At 69.8% G+C, this 19,065-nt stretch carries 15 protein-coding genes and 1 pseudogene; 5 read left to right on the forward strand and 11 right to left on the reverse strand.

Annotated features, from left to right (window positions below; all coding sequences use genetic code 11):
• Positions 1-145: 145 nt before the first annotated feature.
• Positions 146-943 carry a hypothetical protein gene (locus ACIA8K_RS06735; protein ID WP_396055763.1) on the reverse strand — a complete coding sequence of 266 codons (798 nt, stop codon included), beginning with the start codon at positions 941-943 and terminating at the stop codon, positions 146-148.
• A 265-nt stretch (positions 944-1,208) separates the two neighbouring features.
• Here ACIA8K_RS06735 and ACIA8K_RS06740 point away from each other — a divergent pair, with 265 nt between their 5' ends.
• The 3 genes from ACIA8K_RS06740 to ACIA8K_RS06750 all read left to right on the forward strand — a co-directional run bounded on the left by ACIA8K_RS06740 (position 1,209) and on the right by ACIA8K_RS06750 (position 3,924).
• The gene (locus ACIA8K_RS06740) at positions 1,209-2,474 is read left to right on the forward strand and encodes an aspartate kinase (RefSeq protein ID WP_396055765.1); all 1,266 of its coding nucleotides are present in this window, start codon (positions 1,209-1,211) and stop codon (positions 2,472-2,474) included.
• 5 nt (positions 2,475-2,479) lie between these two features.
• Positions 2,480-3,556, forward strand: a complete 1,077-nt coding sequence (locus tag ACIA8K_RS06745; RefSeq protein ID WP_396055767.1) for an aspartate-semialdehyde dehydrogenase — start codon at positions 2,480-2,482, stop codon at positions 3,554-3,556.
• A gap of 161 nt (positions 3,557-3,717) precedes the next feature.
• The gene (locus ACIA8K_RS06750; protein ID WP_396055769.1) at positions 3,718-3,924 is read left to right on the forward strand and encodes a DUF397 domain-containing protein; all 207 of its coding nucleotides are present in this window, start codon (positions 3,718-3,720) and stop codon (positions 3,922-3,924) included.
• On the opposite strand, the gene ACIA8K_RS06755 is transcribed toward ACIA8K_RS06750, so the two are convergent.
• Positions 3,890-4,789 carry a helix-turn-helix domain-containing protein gene (locus tag ACIA8K_RS06755; protein ID WP_396055771.1) on the reverse strand — a complete coding sequence of 300 codons (900 nt, stop codon included), beginning with the start codon at positions 4,787-4,789 and terminating at the stop codon, positions 3,890-3,892. The two genes, ACIA8K_RS06750 and ACIA8K_RS06755, sit on opposite strands and share 35 nt — an antisense overlap.
• Before the next feature lie 173 nt (positions 4,790-4,962).
• Between ACIA8K_RS06755 and ACIA8K_RS06760 the strand changes: the two genes are divergently transcribed.
• Positions 4,963-5,598, forward strand: a complete 636-nt coding sequence (locus ACIA8K_RS06760; protein ID WP_396055773.1) for an HNH endonuclease family protein — start codon at positions 4,963-4,965, stop codon at positions 5,596-5,598.
• A gap of 9 nt (positions 5,599-5,607) precedes the next feature.
• Positions 5,608-5,853 (forward strand): annotated as a pseudogene (locus ACIA8K_RS06765) (hypothetical protein); the annotation flags it as partial.
• Between the two features lie 470 nt (positions 5,854-6,323).
• Here the strand turns inward: ACIA8K_RS06765 and ACIA8K_RS06770 are convergent.
• The 9 genes from ACIA8K_RS06770 to ACIA8K_RS06810 form a co-directional block, all read right to left on the reverse strand.
• Positions 6,324-7,133 (reverse strand): hypothetical protein, encoded by an 810-nt coding sequence (locus ACIA8K_RS06770; RefSeq protein ID WP_396055775.1) that lies wholly within the window; start codon positions 7,131-7,133, stop codon positions 6,324-6,326.
• 73 nt (positions 7,134-7,206) lie between these two features.
• Positions 7,207-8,292, reverse strand: a complete 1,086-nt coding sequence (locus ACIA8K_RS06775) for an ABC transporter ATP-binding protein (RefSeq protein ID WP_396055777.1) — start codon at positions 8,290-8,292, stop codon at positions 7,207-7,209.
• Between the two features lie 26 nt (positions 8,293-8,318).
• The gene (locus ACIA8K_RS06780; protein WP_396055779.1) at positions 8,319-9,386 is read right to left on the reverse strand and encodes an ABC transporter ATP-binding protein; all 1,068 of its coding nucleotides are present in this window, start codon (positions 9,384-9,386) and stop codon (positions 8,319-8,321) included.
• A 10-nt stretch (positions 9,387-9,396) separates the two neighbouring features.
• Complete coding sequence (locus ACIA8K_RS06785; RefSeq protein ID WP_396055781.1) at positions 9,397-10,398, reverse strand: ABC transporter permease; 1,002 nt, start codon at positions 10,396-10,398, stop codon at positions 9,397-9,399.
• Positions 10,399-10,480: 82 nt separating this feature from the next.
• Positions 10,481-12,217: an ABC transporter substrate-binding protein gene (locus ACIA8K_RS06790; protein ID WP_396055783.1), complete on the reverse strand. Its 1,737-nt coding sequence runs from the start codon at positions 12,215-12,217 to the stop codon at positions 10,481-10,483.
• Between the two features lie 102 nt (positions 12,218-12,319).
• Positions 12,320-13,339 (reverse strand): ABC transporter permease, encoded by a 1,020-nt coding sequence (locus tag ACIA8K_RS06795; protein ID WP_396055785.1) that lies wholly within the window; start codon positions 13,337-13,339, stop codon positions 12,320-12,322.
• Between the two features lie 422 nt (positions 13,340-13,761).
• The gene (recR, locus tag ACIA8K_RS06800; protein WP_396055787.1) at positions 13,762-14,355 is read right to left on the reverse strand and encodes a recombination mediator RecR; all 594 of its coding nucleotides are present in this window, start codon (positions 14,353-14,355) and stop codon (positions 13,762-13,764) included.
• A gap of 7 nt (positions 14,356-14,362) precedes the next feature.
• A complete protein-coding gene (locus ACIA8K_RS06805) occupies positions 14,363-14,668 on the reverse strand; it encodes a YbaB/EbfC family nucleoid-associated protein (RefSeq protein WP_396055789.1) in 306 nt (101 codons plus the stop codon).
• 453 nt (positions 14,669-15,121) lie between these two features.
• Positions 15,122-18,976, reverse strand: coding sequence for a DNA polymerase III subunit gamma and tau (locus tag ACIA8K_RS06810; RefSeq protein ID WP_396055791.1), 3,855 nt, complete (start codon positions 18,974-18,976; stop codon positions 15,122-15,124).
• Positions 18,977-19,065: the final 89 nt, after the last annotated feature.

A 19,065-nucleotide genomic window follows, 5' to 3' on the forward strand; every position in this document is an offset into this window, starting at 1 on the left:
GGGATGGGGCCTCGCCGCGGCGGCGAAGGAGGAGACCCTGCTGCCACATAACGGGCCCAGCCTACGTGATCCGGTCCCGCCCCGCTAACGCACGCCCGGGTGTCCCAACCAACAAGATCATTCGTGGGTACGGATGGGAGCCGCCTCATCCGGCCGAGGCGGACCTCGTACCCGCGGAGGGTGTGGCTTGTGTCTTCTGGGGTGCCGGCGTCGCCATGCCCAGCGCCGGGCCCTTCACCACCGGACCGGGCAGCGCGATCGTCGCAGGTCCGGCCGCCGGCGCCTGAGCCAGCACAAGCGTGCCGAAACTCAGCCGGGCGCCGGTCAGCACCCCGCCGCCGTCGTAGCAGTAGATGCCGGTGTCAAGCGGCGCGTCGAGCGAGGCATAGGTGGACTCGACCGCGTAGCAGTCGCCCGACGCGCCCTCCACCGCCTTCGCGAACGAGACGGAGAGCGGCGCCTGGCGGTCGGTAAGCACCTCCCGCCAGTCCGTGAACGTGTGCTGCACCCGGGGGTCGATGTGCTTCGGCAGCGTGCCGGCCGCGTCCGTGATCCGGATGCAGGCCGGCTCGACCGGGCGGGTCGTGGACGGCAATGCGCACTGGTAGAGGCCGTCCGCGTTCACCGCGACGGACACGTCGGCCAGCCCGCCCATCGCGCCGCCCGCGATGTCCACCCGCCAGCTGCCGTCCACGGCGGACGTGGCGACCACTGTGCGCGGCGCCGACCTCCCCTCGGTGAGCGTGTAGGTGGCGGCGACCTTCCGGTCCTCCGCGGCCGCGGCGCGGGCGGCAAGCACTGACCGTGCGTTCTCCTGCTGAGGCGGGGCCGACGTGGCCTCCGGCCCGGGTGACGGCGTCGCCTCGACCTCGCCGCCGCAGCCGGTCGCGGTGACCGCGACGATCAGCGCGAGCAGGACCGGGCTCAGGCGTGTCGTCTCCACGCGCCCATTCTCGGCCGCCGCCGGCGGGTTGATCGTGAACCTTCGTGCACGACACGCCGAGTGGTTGATGCCAGCTTTTTCACTGGTTTTCTGGTTTGGGCGGGCCTTCCTGCAGGTGGGAACGGGGATTCCGGCCGGATCGTGGGATCGCATGCGGGCGGTGCGAGAACTCGTCGGTACCCTGGTGAGGCTTACGCGCCGCCGTCGGTTCTTCACACGGCGGTGTCGTTCCCAATCCGTGTCAGTACAGGAGGCGTGAGACCCCGTGGCCCTCGTGGTGCAGAAATACGGCGGATCCTCGGTCGCGAACGCGGAGCGGATCAAACGGGTCGCCGAGCGCATCGTGGCGGCGCGGAAAGCCGGCAACGACGTCGTCGCCGTGGTCTCCGCGATGGGTGACACCACTGACGAGCTGCTCGACCTGGCCCACCAGGTAAGCCCGCTCCCGCCCGGCCGTGAGCTGGACATGCTGCTCACCGCCGGCGAGCGCATCTCGATGGCGCTGCTGGCGATGGCGATCCACAACCTCGGCTTCGAGGCGCGCTCCTACACCGGCTCGCAGGCCGGCGTGGTCACCACATCGGTGCACGGGCGGGCACGGATCATAGACGTCACACCTGGCCGCCTGCGGACCGCGCTCGACGAGGGCGCCATCGCGATCGTGGCCGGCTTCCAGGGCGTCTCACAGGACACGAAGGACGTCACCACGCTCGGCCGTGGCGGCTCCGACACCACGGCTGTCGCGATCGCTGTCGCGCTCGACGCCTCCGTCTGCGAGATCTACACGGACGTGGACGGCGTCTACACCGCGGACCCGCGGATCGTCTCCGACGCGCGGCACATCAAGACCATCACGTACGAGGAGATGCTTGAGCTCGCCGCCTGTGGCGCGAAGGTCCTGCACCTGCGTAGCGTCGAGTACGCACGCCGGGCGAATCTCCCCATCCACGTGCGCTCGTCATATTCGCTCAACACCGGCACCATGGTCACCGGATCGATGGAGGACCCTTCTGTGGAGCACGCGCTGATCACCGGTGTCGCTCACGACCGCAGCGAAGCGAAGATCACGATCGTCGCCGTACCGGACGAGCCCGGTGCGGCCGCGAAGATCTTCGAGACCGTGGCCGAGGCCGAGATCAACATCGACATGATCGTGCAGAACGTCTCCACCGAGGGGACCGGCCGCACCGACATCTCGTTCACGCTCCCCAAGGCGGACGGCCCGACCGCGATGGCCGCGCTCAACAAGGTCCAGGAGCAGGTCACGTTCAAGGGCCTGCTCTACGACGACCACGTCGGCAAGGTGTCACTCATCGGCGCCGGCATGCGGTCACACCCCGGCATCGCCGCCAAGTTCTTCTCCTCGCTCGGTGAGGCCGGCGTCAACATCGAGATGATCTCCACTTCGGAGATCCGGGTCTCGGTCGTCTGCCGCGACACCGACCTGGACGCCGCCGTGCGCTCCATCCACGACGCGTTCGACCTCGGTGGCAACGAGGAGGCCGTCGTCTACGCCGGTACCGGACGGTAAGCGGCATGGGACGGCGCCCCACCCTCGCCGTCGTCGGCGCCACCGGCGCCGTCGGCACGGTCATGTGCGAGCTGCTGTCGTCCCGCAAGGACGTGTGGGGTGACATCCGGCTGACCGCCTCCGCGCTCTCCTGCGGCCGGCTCCTCACCGTCCGCGGTAGGGAGGTCGAGGTCCAGGCGCTCACTCCGGAGTTCTTCGACGGCGTCGACGTCGCCATGTTCGACGTGCCCGAGGCGGTCGCCGTCGAGTGGGCGCCGGTCGCGGTCTCCCGCGGCGCCGTCGTCGTCGACAACTCAGGTGCGTTCCGGATGGACCGCGACGTCCCGCTCGTCGTCCCCGAGATCAACGCCGAGCAGGCCCGCAACCGCCCCCGCGGCATCATCGCGAACGCGAACTGCACCACGCTCACAATTGTCGTCATGCTCGCCCCGCTCCACCGCGAGTACGGCCTCCGCGAGCTGGTCCTCGCCTCCTACCAGGCCGTCTCCGACGCCGGCCAGTCCGGCGTCGACATCCTCCACGACCAGATCTCCAAGGTCGCCGGCGACCGCGCGCTCGGCACCCGCTCCGGAAACGTCCGCCAGTCCGTCGGCGACGACCTCGGCCCGTTCCCCGCCCCGATGGCGCTCAACGTGGTCCCCTGGGCCGGCACCCTGATGGACCTGGGCTGGTCCTCCGAGGAGCTCAAGGTCCGCAGCGAAACCCGCAAGATCCTCGGCCTCCCCGACCTCAAGGTCTCCGCCACCTGCGTCCACGTCCCGGTCGTCACCGGCCACTCGGTCGCGGTCCACGCCGTCTTCGCCTCCGAGATCGACGCCGAGGGCGCCCGCGAGGCCCTCCGCAACGCCCCCGGCGTCATCCTCGTCGACGACCCCGCCTCCGGCGAATACCCCATGCCCATCGACGCGGTCGGCACCGATCCGGCCTGGGTGGGCCGCCTCCGCCGCGCCATGGACGACCCGCGCGCCCTCGATCTCTTCGTGACTGGCGACAACCTGCGCAAGGGCGCGGCCCTCAACACAGTGCAGATCGCGGAGCTGCTCGCCAAGGAGTTCACCTCCAGTTCCAGTTCGCCTCGCTGAAACGAAAGTCACCCAGACGTGGTGGGGCAAGTTGCCGGTGTGGCGCCGCGACGCATCGGTTCTCGTCTACAGTCAGGCTCGATGTTGAGTGCCCGGCGGCGACTCTGCATCGGTGACGATCCTGCCAACGTGCGCCGCCTCGTTCGTGAGGGTCGGCAGCCATGGGCGAGCGATCGGCGCAGGCCGAGTGGCGCAAGAGCACCTACAGCGCTGAGATCAACTGCGTTGAATTCCGGCGCGAGTCGTCGTCTGCCGTGGGGCTCCGCGATTCCAAGGACACCACCGGTCCTCATCTGCGCGTCTCGGTCGCGGCGTGGATCGTTTTCCGGAGCGCTATGACATCCGCAGGACGTCCGTCAGCCGGTTGATCGCCCCGTCCAGCATGTCGCTGCTCTCCGATGCGGAGGCGCTGCAATCCTCCACGGCCCAGAAGAGCTCGACATAGGACGCGGGCGACGAACTCTTCACGTCGATGGCCACCCCACCACCCTGGTGCTCGATGAACGCGAGTTCGTTGTTATCGGGTGAAGGGAACTCCAGCACAACGAACGGGCCTCGTAGGCCTGGGTGCGCACCACGAGCGAACGGCACTATGCGGACCTCGACATTCGTGGCATCGGCCATCGCGCGCACATGACGTAGTTGGCGAAGCATGATGGCTGGTCCGCCGACCTGGTGATGGAGCACCGCCTCGTCGAGGAGGAAGACGGCCCGGAAACCGTCCACCCGATGAAGAATGCGCTGGCGCTCCATACGGAGTTGCACCCGCCGCTCCTTCACGTCGTCGCTGTCCGTGGTGATCGGGCGGGATTCCAGGATGGTTCGCGCGTATTCTTCGGTCTGCAGAAGTCCCGGGACGAGCGACAGTTCGTACGACCGGTACATCGAGGCTGCGCTCTCGTACTGCAGGAAGTACGCCAGCTCGGACGGCAGGATGTCGCGGAACCTCTCGTACTGCTGGCGGTGTGCCTGGCCGGCCACTCGGATCAGTTCCTCCACCTGAGCGTCATCCTCCACGCCGTAGTGGTGGAGCAGTACACAGAGGTCCATGACCGAGATGTCTAGAACTCCGCGTTCGATCCGCAGGAGTTTCGACGCCGGCTGCCACCCCAGCGCCGTCGCCACCTCACGTTCTGACCAGCCGGCCTGTTCGCGCAGGTTGCGGAGCGTGATCCGGAGTCGTTGGCGCAGAACGAGCGGACTTTCACCTTTGTTGTTCGGGCCGCGCGGCACGTCAGACCTCCGGCGAACGGGTGTCGATTGAGGTAAGAACACTCATGGTAGTGGCTCTATGTCAAGGCGTAGCTGGATGTTGACCCTTGTCGCGCTCCTCAGTGGATCTCGAGTCGCGGAATGTCGTACCGGTGTCGCAAGCTGTAGGGGTGACACGTTCTCTCAAGGTTGTGATGGCTGCGGTTGCCGCCGCGGCGGTGCTGGGGATGGCCGGCTGCCAGGTTGACGTCGGGTCCGGGGGCGGGGGTGACGGGACCGGGGCCACCGCGAACCCGGGCACCGGCGCCGCCGATGCCGCGGCGCAGTTGGAGGAGCTGACCGTGGGGAAGGCCGGCTCGATGAGCGGCTACAGCCGGGAGAAGTTTCCGCACTGGCGGGACACCGGGCCGAACTGCGACATGCGGGACACGATCCTGCAGCGCGACGGGAAGAACATCACGCTCGACGGCTGCAACGTGACCGGCGGCAGCTGGTTCAGCGTCTACGACGACAAGACCTACGACGACCCGGGCAAGGTCGACATCGACCACATGGTGCCGCTTGCGAACGCGTGGCGGTCCGGCGCCAGCGAGTGGACGAACGAGCAGCGTGGCGATTTCGCGAACGATCAGGAGCGTCCGCAGCTCTTCGCGGTTTCGGCGTCGCAGAACCGGGCAAAGGGTGACCAGGATCCGTCGACCTGGAAGCCGGCGTCACAGGGCTACTGGTGCACGTACGCTCAGCACTGGATCACGGTGAAGCACTACTGGAAGCTGTCGATCACGAGCGCGGAAAAGGGGGCGCTCGGCGACATGCTGGCGAAATGCTGAAAGGGTTGAGGGATGGCTGACGCGGCGATCGTCCCAGGGCCGGGCGGCGTGATGACCGACGAGGTCGGCGTGGTGACTGGCGAGCTGACGCTGCGCAGCGAGCTCGTCGACGGCCACGCCGTCCTGCGCGTCCAGTACAAGGACGCCGAGGAGTGGTATGCGGTGACCGGCGGCAAGGCCAAGCTCACCGACCCGGCCGACCTCGACGCGATCCACGCGATCGCGGTCGGCCTCCTCAACCGCCCGGAAGGCTAGAAACCCTCAACAGCCCTCAAGAGCGAGAACCATCTTCCCGCTCTGCGGGTGGTCGCGGCCCGCACGCTCCCGCGGGCTCCGGTCGTCGCTGGCGCTCCTCCCTGCACGTTTCGCGCGTGGCCAGGAAGACCGGAGCAGGACCGCAGGCCACAGAGAACGGCCCCGGAAGGTTGACACTCCGTCGATCACACCAGGGCCGCGGTAACGGCCGGGAGGGCCGATGACAGAGTGCCGGGCGCGCCCGGCGAGACAACCCCGCGGCCGATTCTGAGCGGCGCGACTGGCCGCCGCGGATCCCGCCGGGACCGCGAGCCGGGTTTGAGCGGCGCTTACGACCGGTCGCCGCGGATCCCGCCGGGACCGCGAGCCGGGTTTGAGCGGCGCTTACGACTGGCCGCCGCGGATCCCGCCGGGACCAGGACAGGCAAGCCGGTGTCCGGCGCCGCGCGCCGAACACCGCTTCGCGCCCGCTAGGACGTGGCCCGCCCGGCTCCGGTCCCCGCCCACATGTCCTCGAGCGCCGGCCCGCACTGCGGCTGCCCCTCGAACACGGCCATGAACTCCTCGATGTCGACCCGCTCGCCGTCGCCCGCCGACGGAATCGCCACCGGCCGCCCCAGGTCGTTGAGCAGCAGTTCGATGCTGTCCTGCTCGGCCTCGACCGCGAGGTGCGGCGATGCGCCCGGCGGCACCGTCGCCGACATGCGGCGTACCCGTCCCTGCGGGTCCAACTCGACCTCGCCGGTCACCTCGGAGGCGGTCAGCCCGATCCGTCCGGAGTCGAGCGCGGCCCGCAACGCCGGCCGGTCCTCGGCCGGTGCCAGCTCCAGCGCCTGCCGCAGGTCCAGGGTGACAGTCAGGCAGTCGGACGACACGGACGCGGACGTCACCCCGCGCAGCCAGGAGAGCATGCCGATCGGCGTGGCGGCCAGGCCTTCGGACCCGAGCCGGGATGCCTCCCATGAACCTGCCGGTTCGACGCCGGACGGTTCCTGCAGCGAGTAGAACGCGCCTTCGGTGACGATCGAGCGGTTCTCCACGATCCATTCCGCGCCGGGCCGGCTCGGGTCGACGAGCGCGGAGTCGAATTCGGGCTCGGCAAGCGACGGGATCTGGAACCGGGACCGCATCGCCAGCCGGCCACTGTCGAAGTCGACGGCGCCCTCGCAGGAGCCGAGATCGCCGCGGCCGGCCGGCATCCGCCAGCAGAACATGGCCGTTCCCGCGGCCTGGGTGGCGTCGACTGCCGCCCGTACCCGCGCGTTGAGCTCTTCTGTCACACCCGCCCCCTCAATTTCGTGATCCAGCTCTGCACAGAATGAGCCAGGTCACACGCCGAGGGGGCGGGTTTGCTCACTCCGGGTCGGAGACCACCGTGGCGATCTTGTCGCGGGCCAGTGCGGCCGCGCGCGACCGTCCCTCGCTTGACGCGTGCTGCTCCTCGTCGCTGACCGGGAAGTGGCAGGCTACCTGGTGGCCGGTGGCCAGCACGGCAAGCGGCGGCTCCTCGGTGGCGCACACGTCCTGCGCCTTCCAGCAGCGGGTACGGAACCGGCAGCCGGACGGCGGGTCGATCGGGCTGGGCACGTCGCCGGTGAGCAGCACGCGCTCGCGCTGCGCCCGGTCCCGGCGGGACGGGTCCGGCACCGGCACGGCCGACATGAGCGCCACCGTGTACGGGTGCCGCGGGTGCGCGTACAGGTCGTCGCGCGGCGCCACCTCGACCACCTTGCCGAGGTACATGACCGCGACCCGGTCCGAGATGTGCCGCACCACGGAGAGGTCGTGCGCGATGAACAGGTAGGTCAGGTCCAGTTCGCGCTGCAGGTCGTCGAGGAGGTTGACGACCTGCGCCTGGATGGAGACGTCGAGCGCGGACACCGGCTCGTCCGCGACGATCATCTTCGGCTTGAGCGCGAGCGCGCGGGCGATGCCGATGCGCTGCCGCTGGCCGCCGGAGAACTCGTGCGGGTACCTGTTGTAGTGCTCCGGGTTGAGGCCGACCATCTCCAGCAGGTCCTGCACCGCGCGCTTGAGGCCCTGCGGTGTGGGGATCTTCTGGATCTGCAGCGGCGCCGAGACGATCGTGCCGACCGTGTGCCGCGGGTTCAGCGACGAGTACGGGTCCTGGAAGATCATCTGTACGTCGCGGCGCAGGTCCCGCAGCGGGGTGCCCTTGATGTGCGTGATGTCCTGGCCGTCGAACGTGACCTTGCCGCCGGTCGGCTCCAGGATCCGGGTGATCAGGCGCCCGGCCGTGGACTTGCCGCAGCCGGACTCGCCGACCAGGCCGAGCGTCTCGCCCTTGTGCACGGTCAGGTCGATGCCGTCGACCGCGCGTACGGCCGCGACCTGACGGCGGAGCAGCCCGGCCGTGATCGGGAAGTGCTTCTGCAGCCCGCTGACCTCGAGAAGCGGCTCAGCGGCCGGGGAAGCCACCGGAGAGGCCGTGGGAGAAGGAGTGCTCACAGGTTGGGGCTCACTTCCTGGACGAAGATCTCGCGGCGCAGCTCCGTCGGCATGTGGCAGGCGACCGCGTGCGTCGTGCCGGTCAGCTCGGGGCGCTCGGTGAACGACCGGTCCCCGTTGCGGCCCGCGTACGGGCAGCGCGGGTGGAAGGCGCAGCCGGAGGGCAGGTTGATCAGCGACGGCGGCGTACCCTTGATCGGGTTGAGGCGGTCGCGGACCTCACGGTCGAGGCGCGGCATCGAGCCGAGCAGCCCCCAGGTGTACGGGTGCTCCGGGCTGCGGAACACGACGTCGGCCGGCCCGCGCTCGATTGCCTTCCCGCCGTACATGACCAGGATGTCGTCGGCCAGCTCGGCCACCACGCCGAGGTCGTGCGTGATCATGATGACCGCGGAGCCGAACTCCTCCTGCAGGTCCCGGATCAGGTCGAGGATCTGCGCCTGCACTGTGACGTCGAGCGCGGTGGTCGGCTCGTCCGCGATCAGCAGCTCCGGGTTGTTGATCAGCGACATCGCGATCATCGCGCGCTGCCGCATGCCGCCGGAGAACTGGTGCGGGTAGTCGTCGACGCGGCGGGACGGCTGCGGGATGCCGACCCGGGCCAGCATGTCGACCGCGCGCTGCTTGGCCGCCTTCTTGCTGCCGCCGTGGTGGATCCGGTACGCCTCGACGATCTGCTGGCCGATCGTGAAGTAGGGGTGCATCGCGCTCAGCGGGTCCTGGAAGATCATCGACATCTTCCGGCCACGCAGTCGGCGTACCCGCTCGTTGTCGGCCTTGATCAGTTCTTCGCCGTCGAGCCAGATCTCGCCGCCGACCGTGGCGTTGCTGCGGCTGCGGTGCAGGCCGAGGATCGCGAGGCTTGTGACGCTCTTTCCGGAGCCGGACTCGCCGACGATGCCGAGCGTCTTGCCGCGCTCCAGCCCGAAGGACACACCGTCCACGGATTTGACGATGCCGTCGTCCGTCGCGAACTGCACGCGCAGGTCGCGCACCTCGAGGAAGGACTTGGGCGGCGAGAGGTCGGCCGGGCCGATCTCGGTGACAGGCACTGAAGTGGTCACAGGGGTTCCCTCAGCTCAGCCGGACGCGCGGGTCGACAGCGGCGTAGAGCAGGTCGACGACCAGGTTGGCGATGACGATGAAGAACGCGGCGAAGAGCGTGACGCCGAGGATGATCGGCAGGTCGTTCTGCCGGATCGAGGTAAGCGTGGCCTCGCCCAGACCGCGGAGGTTGAACGTGGTCTCGGTCAGGATGGCGCCGCCGAGGAGGCTGCCGAGGTCCAGGCCGAAGACGGTGATCAGGGGCGTGAGGCCGGAGCGCAGGCCGTGCTTGCCGACCACCGCGCGCTCGCGCAGGCCCTTGGCGCGCGCGGTGCGGATGTAGTCCTCGCTGAGCGTCTCCAGCATGTTCGCCCTGGTCAGGCGCGCGTAGGTCGCGGCGAAGAGGAACGCCAGCGTGATCCACGGGAGCAGCAGGTTCGTCGCCCACTCCAGCGGGTTCACCGCGAAGTCGACGTACCCGGGCGGCGGCAGCCAGCCCAGCCAGTAGGAGAAGATCGCGGCGGACACCAGGCCGGTGAAGTAGATCGGGAGCGAGACGCCGGCGAGCGCGGTCGTCATCACGATCCGGTCCGCGGCCCGGCCCTTGCGCAGCGCGGAGATGACGCCGGCGCCGACACCGCCGATCACCCAGAGGATCGCGGCGCCCAGGGCGAGCGACAGCGTGACCGGGAGGCGGTCGAGCAGGTACGGCCACACCTCCTGGTCGGTCTTGAACGAGTAACCGAAGCAGGGCGCCGCGCAGTGCGTGACGTCCGGGCCGTTGTCGTAGTCCCGGCCGACCACCAGGCCCTGCAGGAACTTGCCGTACTGGACGTAGATGGGGTCGTCGAGACCCAGCTTGGTCCGGATGCCTTCGAGCGAGGCCGCATCCGCCGTCTTGCCGATGTAGAGCAGGGCGGGGTCACTGCCGGTCAACTTCGGCACCAGGAAGAAGACGCCGAAGGTCACCAGCGTGACGACCAGCAGCGTGATGACGACGTTGAACAGTCGCCGAACGACGTATGCGAACACGAGCCGAGGCCTCCAGGTTCGGCGGGTGCCCCTCCGGTGGGAGGGACACCCGCCAAGACGTGCTACGAGTTAATTAACTGCCTCAGCTGGAGACACCGAGCGCCTGGAAGTCGTACATGCCCCAGAACTGGTGGATGTAGACGTTGGTCAGACGCGGGTTGCGGTAGTTGAGGGCCTTGTCGGCGACGAAGGGCAGGATGTACGCGCCCTCCATGACCTTGTGGTTGATCTGCGTGTAGACAGCGGCTGCCTCGGTCGGCGGCAGCGTCTTCGCCTGGTCGAAGAGCGCGTCGATCGACGGGTCCTTGATCTCGGCGAAGTTGAAGTTGCCGTTCTTCAGGATGTACCGGCTGTCCACGAGCGGCTGCAGGTAACCGGCGCCCGACGGGTAGTCCGCCGCCCAGCCGGAGATGATGATGCCGTAGCCCTTGGCGTGCACGTTGTCCGGCGCGCCCTGGAGCGAGCTGGCCTGAGCACCGTCGATCTGGTCGATCTTGGCGTCGATGTTGACGGCCTTCAGCGCGGCCTGCAGCGCCTCGGCGGTCTTGACCTCGGCCGGCTTGTTGTTACGGACGGCGATGACCGTGGAGAAGCCCTCCGGCTTGCCACACGCGGCGAGCGCGGCCTTGGCGGCGTCCACCTGCGGCTTGCCCTGCGCGCGGCCGTACGGGTCGTACGACGGCTCGGAGCCCGGGATGTTCGGCGGGAGCATGTTGACGCCGATGTCGCCACCAGCGATGGGGCCACCACGCGCGGTCTGCAGCGAGGTCGGGTCCGAGGCGAGGATGACGGCCTTGCGGCAGTCGACGTTCTCGAACGGCGCCACGCCCGTGGACATCGCGGCGTACCGGATGAAGCCGGTGGTCGGGGTGTCCGAGTTCGCCGCAAGGGTCTTGTCCTGCAGGATCTTGGTGCGGGCCGCGGCCTGCACGCCGGTCTGCGCGGCGTCGATGTCGGCGGTACCGGCGATCAGGCGCTGGTCCATGTCATCGGCGTTGGTCGTGATCGTCATGTTGATCGCGTCCGGCAGTGCCTTGCGCAGCGGGTCGCTCGCCTGGTCCCAGTTCGTGTTCCGGGTCCACTTGATCGCCTTGCCGGGCTCGTACGACTCGATCTTGTACGGGCCGGAGGAGGCCGGCTTCGAGCCGTACTGCGCGCCGGTGTCCCGGGCGACCGGAACCGGGCCCGCGCCCGGCATGGCCAGCAGGTACGGGAAGTCCGCGTACGGCGCGGCCAGGTTGAAGACGACGGTCTTGTCGTCCGGCGTCACGACGGACTTCAGGCCCAGCTTGTTCGGGTCCGAGTCCTTGTACGGGCCCGGGTACTTCTGACCCTGGTCCAGCTGCTCCATCAGGTAGACGGGGCCGCCCGGGACGACGTCCTGCGCGAAGATGCGCTCGATGCCGTATTTGACGTCCTTCGACGTGATCGGCGTGCCGTCGTCGAACTTCAGGCCGTCGCGAAGCGTGTAGGTGTAGGTCTTGCCGTCGTTGCTGAGCGCGGCCTCGGCGGTGGCCAGGTCCGGCACCAGCTTCATGCCGTCAGCGCCGGGCTTGGCGTCGTAGGAGACGAGCGTACGGGTGTAGAGCCGGTTCAGGTTCCACACGAACGCGTAGTAGCCGCGGGCCGGGTCGAGGCTGTCGACGTCCTGCGAGCTCCAGAGCTCGAGGGTGCCGCCCTTCTTGTCGGACGCGTTCAGCACGCCGGTCAGGGCGGCGTTCTGCGCGTTCTTGGCACCACCGTTGGACGAGTCGGACCCGCCGCCGCCACCGCATGCCGCGGTGACGCTCAGGGCCAGGGCTGCCGAAACGGCGACCATGGCCTTCCTCTTACTGAACAACACTGCTGCCTACCTTCTTGACGTGCGACCGTGGGTCGCGACTGGTGCGCGTGGTGGTGCGATCGGTGTGCAAAAGAAGGCTCAGTGAGCCTTCGGGTCGAGGGCGTCGCGAAGTCCGTCGCCGAACAGGTTGAAGGCCAGGACGGTGATGAAGATGCACACGCCGGGAATGACCATGTACATCGGGTCCGACTGGTAGTAGCTCTTCGCGTCGTAGAGCATGCCGCCCCAGGAGGGGTTGGGCGCCTCGATGCCGACGCCGAGGAAGCTGAGCGACGCCTCGGTGATGATGTTCGTCGGAATGATCAAGGTGGTGTAGACCAGGATCGGCGCCGCCAGGTTCGGCAGCAGCTCGCGGAACAGGATCCGCCCGGTGCGGGCGCCCAGGCTGCGGGACGCCTCGATGAACTCGCGCTCGCGCAGCGACAGCACCTGGCCGCGGACGATGCGCCCGATGTACGGCCAGCCGAAGAAGCCGATCACGCCGATCAGCACGGCCATCCGGGAGACCCGGCCGTCCAGGCCGAAGAACGAGTCCGGAAGCACCGAGACGAGCGCGATCGAGAACAGCAGCTGCGGGAATGCGAGCAGGAAGTCCATGATCCGGCTGACCGTGGTGTCGACCCAGCCGCCCAGGAAGCCGGCCGCCAGGCCCAGGATCGCGCCCATGATCGTGGAGACCGTCGCGGCCAGGAACGCCACGATGATCGAGGTCTGCGCGCCGAAGATGATCCGGCTGAACACGTCGCGGCCGGAGGTGGGCTCGACGCCCAGCCAGTGCTCGCCGCTGATGCCGCCGAACGAGCCGATCGGCAGGCCCAGCGTCGGATCGATCAGGTCGTTGTTGAAAGCGTCGATCGGGTGCCCGATCAGACTCACGATCGGCGTGGCGAAGATGGCGACAAGCACCAGGAAGCCGACGAAGACGCCGCCTGCCATCGCCACTTTGTCACGCTTGAACCGACGCCAGGCGATCTGGCGCAGCGAGCGACCCTCGATCGCCTTCGCCTTGCCGGTGGTGCCGTTGACACCGCCTTCGGCCGGATCGGCGACGTCGTGCGTCGACTCCTCAGAGAGGGACGCGCCCGGTCCACTGACCATCCGTGCCTCGGTCCTCCTCCGGTCGCCGGACCGCAGGGCGCCGCCGCAGCGACAACCCGGGGGCACGTGGCCCGCCAGGCTTTGCACGGTGGAACACCCGCGGCCTACGGCAACCGGTCGATTGTCGTGAGCCTCGAGTGCCCACGCTCCTACCGACGGCCTCAGGTTGGGGCGGCGGGAAGGCAGCGCGGACACGACGACGGGTTTGCCGTCGTCGAGGTGAACAGTCCACCGAGGATGGCACTGAGGTCAACGCTCACAGTGAGCATGTAACCAACTTCAGGCCACGCCGTGATGGTGGCGTGACCTGAATGGGATCAAGTGCGGAAAAAGAGGGCAAATCAATTTTGAGTGTGGACGGAACATGTCTATTACGTACGCATTTCCCAGCGAAACCGAAGACTTTTCGCAGCGTAAGATGCTTACACTGCGCGACGGCCCTCGAACGCGCGACCCAGAGTGATCTCGTCGGCGTACTCCAGGTCGCCGCCCACCGGCAGCCCGCTCGCCAGCCGCGTCACCGCGATCCCCATCGGCTTGATCATCAGCGCCAGGTAGGTCGCGGTCGCCTCACCCTCGGTGTTCGGGTCGGTCGCCAGGATCAACTCCCGCACGTCCCCGTTCCCAAGCCGGATCAGCAGCTCACGGATCTTCAGATTGTCCGGGCCGATGCCCTCCAGCGGATTGATCGCACCGCCGAGCACGTGGTAGCGACCGCGGAACTCGCCGGTCCGCTCGATCGCCACCACGTCCTTCGGCTCCTCGACCACGCAGAGCACCTCATTGCCGCGACGCGGGTCACGGCAGATCCGGCACTGCTCCTCCTCGGCCACGTTGTAGCAGGTCACGCAGAAGCGCACCGACTCCTTGACCTTCCGCAACGCCGCCGCCAGCCGCGCCACATCGGTCGTGTCCGAGGACAGAATGTGGAAAGCGATCCGCTGGGCGCTCTTCGGACCCACGCCGGGCAGGCGTCCCAGCTCGTCGATCAGATCCTGAATGGCACCCTCGTACATCGCCGGCTCAGAACCCCATACCGAGTCCGCCGAGCCCGCCCGTGACCGGCCCCATCTTCTGCTCGGTCAGCACACGCACCGCCTCGGACGCGTTGTGCAGCGCCGCAAGCACCGCATCCTCGAGCGTCTCCGGATCCTCCGGGTCGATCACCTTCGGATCGATCTTCACGGACCGCACCTCACCGGTGCCGGCCATCACGACCGTCACCAGCCCGCCACCGGCCGTTCCCGACACCTCGGCCTCCGCCAGCTCGGCCTGCGCTGCCTGCGCCGCCTGCTGCAACTTCGCCGCCTGCTTCATCAACTGCTGCATGTTGGGCTGTCCCCCGGGACGCACGGCAGCTCCTTCACATCGTTTCTCATCAGCGGCTCCGGCGCCTCACCGAACCGCCGCCAAGCGTAGCCGGATCACCGCCGCGAGCCCTCGCTCGCCTCTCGCAGAACCGGATATACCCGCTTCCGCCGAGCGCCAGACCCCGATGCTCCCGCCCCCGTGGCCGCACGATCCCACCCACAGGCACGAGCCGGATATACCCGCTTCCGCCGAACACCAGACCCCGATGCTCCCGCCCCCGTGGCCGCACGATCCCACCCACAGGCACGAGCCGGATATACCCGCTTCCGCCGAGCGCCGGACCCGCATGCTCCCGCGGGCCGCCGGCCCCGTGGGCGCACGGTCACACCCAGGCGCCGTCCCGCCCGCGGCCCCGCACTGCTCCGGCGGTGAGATGTGACGGCTGGAGCAGGCGGCAGCGCCCCGGGACGGTCACACCTCGCCGATCTTCTCCGCCCCGAAGGCCGCCTGAAGCAGCAGGAATGCCTGCTGCTCACTGTTCTGCCGGGCGGCCTTCTCGTCCACGACCTCATCAAGCGGCTCGTCACCGGGATCGAAGCCCTTGAACTCCTTCGCCCCCGGATCGACCGGTTGACTTGCCTGCGCCGCAGCCGCCGCGGCCGCGGCCGCATTCGCCGCAGCCAACGCCGCGGCCGCACGCCCGGACGTGGGCCGACCCGGCTCGGCCACCGGCACAGCCGCCGCTGACTTCGCCTGCGCCCCCCGGCCCTGGGCCGCCGCCGCATGGGCCGCAGCCCTGCTCGCCGCCGCCTTGGCGCTCGCCAGCGCCGGATTCGCGCTCCCGCCATGGCCCCCCGTGCCCGAAGGCGCCGCAACCGACATGGACGCAGTTGATATCGGCGCGGCCGACATCGGCGCGGTTGAGGTCGACGCGGCTGAGGTCGGCGCGGCAGGGGCCGGTGCGGTGACGATCGGTGCGGGGGAAACAGTGGTGCCGGACAGGCCGGCAGAAACCGGTGCGCCCGAGCCCGGTGCGCCCGAGCCCGGTGCGCCCGAGTCCGATGCGCCCGAGCCCGGTGCGCCCGAGACTGGCGCGCCCGAGGCCGGTGCGCTGGAGGTTCGGGCGCCCGGATCGAGGGCTGGCGAGATGCCACCGACCGCCACCGGTCCGCCGCCCTTCGGCAGCGGACCGTCGTAATCCGGGTCGTAAGGCGGCTCTTCGTCCTCGGGGAAGTCATCCCACGCGCTCCCGCCACCCGCGGGCGCCGAAGGCGGCTGAGGCGCAGCAGGTACCGGAGCCGCTACCGGCCGCGCTGCCACCGGGCTGTGCTGACCGCTACTGCCCGGCGAGTCCTGCTTCCCACGGTTGCCCGCCGCAGCCGCACGGGCTGCCGCCAGTCCACCGGAGGTGGCACGCCGGGGCGCCTCGCCTGCAGCCGGTGCCGGACTGATCGGCGCAGCCACGCCGACCCCCGGATCCGGACGGCCACCACCCGCCTGTGCGGGTTCGGGCCATCCGCTGTTGTCGGCGGTGTGTGGTGTGCTCCCCGGCTGTGCCGGTTCGGGCCAACCGTCGCTGTCGGCGGCGTGTGGTGCGCTCCCAGGCTGTGCGGGTTCGGGCCATCCGCCGCTGTCGGTGGGCCCGTCTTCGCCGACCGGTCGCGTCGGGCTGGGCCAGCCGTCACCGGTGGGCGGCGCGACTGAGCTGCCGGGCGGGGCCGGGCTTGGCCAGTCCTCGCCGGCGTTCGGTACTGCCGTGCCCGCCGGCTGTGCCGGGAAGGGGCGATCGCCGTCGGGCGAAGCGGCGGCAGAGGTGGCCGGAGCGCTCGCGGCGGCGGTGCCGGGCTGGGCGGGCGTGGGCCAGGGCTCCTCCGCGTCGGGCTGTGCGGAGGAGGGCGGCGTGGCGGGGTGGTCGGTGGTGGAGGGGATGGCGGCAGGGGTGGGCCAGCCCGCGTCCTCGGCCGCCGTGAGGGACGCGGAAGGCGGCCCCGGGTCCGGCCCCGATCTCGAGTCTGACTCGGATAACGAGCGCGCGGGAGCGGCGGGCGGCGTGGGGTGGCCCGGCTGAGGCTGCTGGGCCGGCTGCCGCTGCGGGGCGGACTGGCGCTGCGCGGGGGCCCGGCCGTTGTTCGGGCGGGCGGTCGGCATGTCCACGGCCCCGGCCGCACCGGCGGGCTCGCAGCGGATCTGCCAGCGGACGCCGAACAGCTCGTAGAAGGCCTCGCGGAGCAGCGACTCCTCCGGCGTACCGGCGAAGAGGTCGATGTGTTTCGGGTGCTGGAACGTGAGTACGAGCGTGTCGCCGTCGACCGCGCGGACCGTGGCGTGACGGAGCATCGCACCGGCGCGCTTGCTGCGGGTGTTGACGAAGGCGAACGCCTCGGGCCACCAGCGGCTGCGGAGTTCGGTCACGTCGGGGCCGTCGGTGGCGGCGGGCCCGCCGGACGTGGGCACCTCGGCGGGCGTCGGCTGAGGCTGCGGTGCCGATCCCGGCTGCGGCGATCCCGGCTGCGGCGAACCCGGCTGAGGCGGGCCCACCTGTGTCGGTCCGGCCTGCGAAGGTCCGGCCTGCAAAGGTCCGGCCTGCGAGGGACCGACGGGCGCCGGTGATGCCGACCCAGGGGTCGCAGTCGTGGGCGCCTGCGGTGGAGCTGCCTGCGCTGATGCGGAGGCCAGAGTCGCCTGCGGCACAACCGCCTGAGACTGCCCCTCGGACGCCTCTGCCTGGCCATCGGAGCCGGCGTGGGAAGCCGCGCCGGACTGAAGAACCGCCCCGGCCTGCGCGACCGCGCCAGGCTGAGGAGCCGCGCCAGGCTGAGGAGCCGCGCCAGGCTGAGGAGCCGCGCCAGGCTGAGCGACCGCGCCAGGCTGAGGAGCGGGTTCTAGACCTGCGCCGCGTGCGGCAGGCCGGGCCGGGGCCTGCGTGGACGCCGGACGAGCGGCAGACGCGCCGGCACCCGACCGGCGCGCTGCGGCCTGGCGGGCGGCGGCGCGAGCGTCGAAGCCCGCCTCGTTCGAGGTAGCGGCCGCCACAGCCGGACCCGCGGTTGCCGGAGCGCCGGCGGTGACAGCCGTGCCACCACCCATCGGCGCGCCACCCACCGCCGGTGCCACCGGAGCGGGAGCTGCCGCGCCGGGGGCGGGCTGAAGCCGTACCCCCAAGGGGTCTTGAAGTGCACGCTCCATGCGCTCCAGGCGCTGCAGCAGGGCGCTCTGCGAATCGTCCGCGCCGGGCAGCAGCATGCGGGCGGTGATCAGTTCGAGGAGGAGGCGGGGGCCGGTGGTGCCGCGCATCTCGACCAGGCCGTTGTGCACGATGTCGGCGGCGCGGGAGAGAGTGGCGGCGCCGAACCGGCCGGCCTGCGCGGTCATCCGCTCGATCTCGTCGGCGGGGCCGTCGATCAGGCCCTTGGCGGCCGCGTCCGGCACCTGCTGCATGACGATCAAATCTCGGAAGCGTTCGAGCAGGTCGGTGGCGAAGCGGCGCGGGTCGTGGCCGGCCTCGGCGACCCGGTCGATCGCGGCGTAGGCGGCGGCGCCGTCGGACGCGGCAAGCGACTCGATCATGTCGTCGATCAGCGCGGAGTCGGTGACGCCGAGCAGCGCGACCGCGCGGGCGTAGGTGACGCCCTCCTCACCGGCGCCCGCGATCAGCTGGTCGAGCACCGAGAGCGTGTCCCGCGCGCTGCCGCCGCCGGCGCGGACGACGAGCGGGAACACCGGCGCCTCGACCTTGGCGCCCTCGGCCTCGCAGAGCTGCTCCAGGTACGGCCGGAGCACGCTCGGCGGAATCAGCCGGAACGGATAGTGGTGGGTGCGGGACTTGATCGTGCCCAGCACCTTTTCCGGCTCGGTGGTCGCGAAGATGAACTTCACGTACTCCGGCGGCTCCTCAACAAGCTTGAGGAGCGCGTTGAAGCCGGCCGACGAGACCATGTGCGCCTCGTCGATCACGTAGATCTTGTAGCGGCTGTTGGCCGGCGCGAAGAACGCCTTTTCCCGCAGCTCACGCGCGTCGTCGACACCACCGTGGCTGGCCGCGTCGATCTCGATCACGTCGATCGAGCCGGCGCCGTCGTTCGCGAGCGAGCGGCAGGACAGACACTGACCGCACGGCTCCGGCGTCGGCCCCTGCTCGCAGTTGAGCGAACGGGCCAGGATCCGCGCCGAGCTCGTCTTGCCGCAGCCGCGTGGGCCCGAGAAGAGGTAGGCATGGTTCAACCGGCCGCTGCGCAGCGCCTGGCTGAGCGGCTCGGTGACGTGCTCCTGCCCGATGACCTCGGCAAACGTTCGCGGCCGGTACTTGCGGTAGAGGGCCAACGCCACTGCCGTCTCCTCTCGACCGCGCCATTCTCCGCCGCCGGGGTTGAAGCGGCCACCACCGGGTCAGACACTTTTCCGACCAGAGGCGCGAC

The sequence above is a fragment of the Catenuloplanes sp. NPDC051500 genome (genome assembly GCF_044454585.1).
GTDB lineage: Bacteria > Actinomycetota > Actinomycetes > Mycobacteriales > Micromonosporaceae > Catenuloplanes.

Coding starts and splice junctions, on each gene's coding strand:
- ACIA8K_RS06745 (WP_396055767.1), top strand. CDS start 2,480: ATGGGACGGCGCCCCACCCTCGCCGTCGTCGGCGCCACCGGCGCCGTC.
- ACIA8K_RS06750 (WP_396055769.1), top strand. CDS start 3,718: ATGGGCGAGCGATCGGCGCAGGCCGAGTGGCGCAAGAGCACCTACAGC.
- ACIA8K_RS06760 (WP_396055773.1), top strand. CDS start 4,963: ATGGCTGCGGTTGCCGCCGCGGCGGTGCTGGGGATGGCCGGCTGCCAG.
- ACIA8K_RS06790 (WP_396055783.1), bottom strand. CDS start 12,217: ATGGTCGCCGTTTCGGCAGCCCTGGCCCTGAGCGTCACCGCGGCATGC.
- ACIA8K_RS06795 (WP_396055785.1), bottom strand. CDS start 13,339: ATGGTCAGTGGACCGGGCGCGTCCCTCTCTGAGGAGTCGACGCACGAC.
- recR (WP_396055787.1), bottom strand. CDS start 14,355: ATGTACGAGGGTGCCATTCAGGATCTGATCGACGAGCTGGGACGCCTG.
- ACIA8K_RS06805 (WP_396055789.1), bottom strand. CDS start 14,668: ATGCAGCAGTTGATGAAGCAGGCGGCGAAGTTGCAGCAGGCGGCGCAG.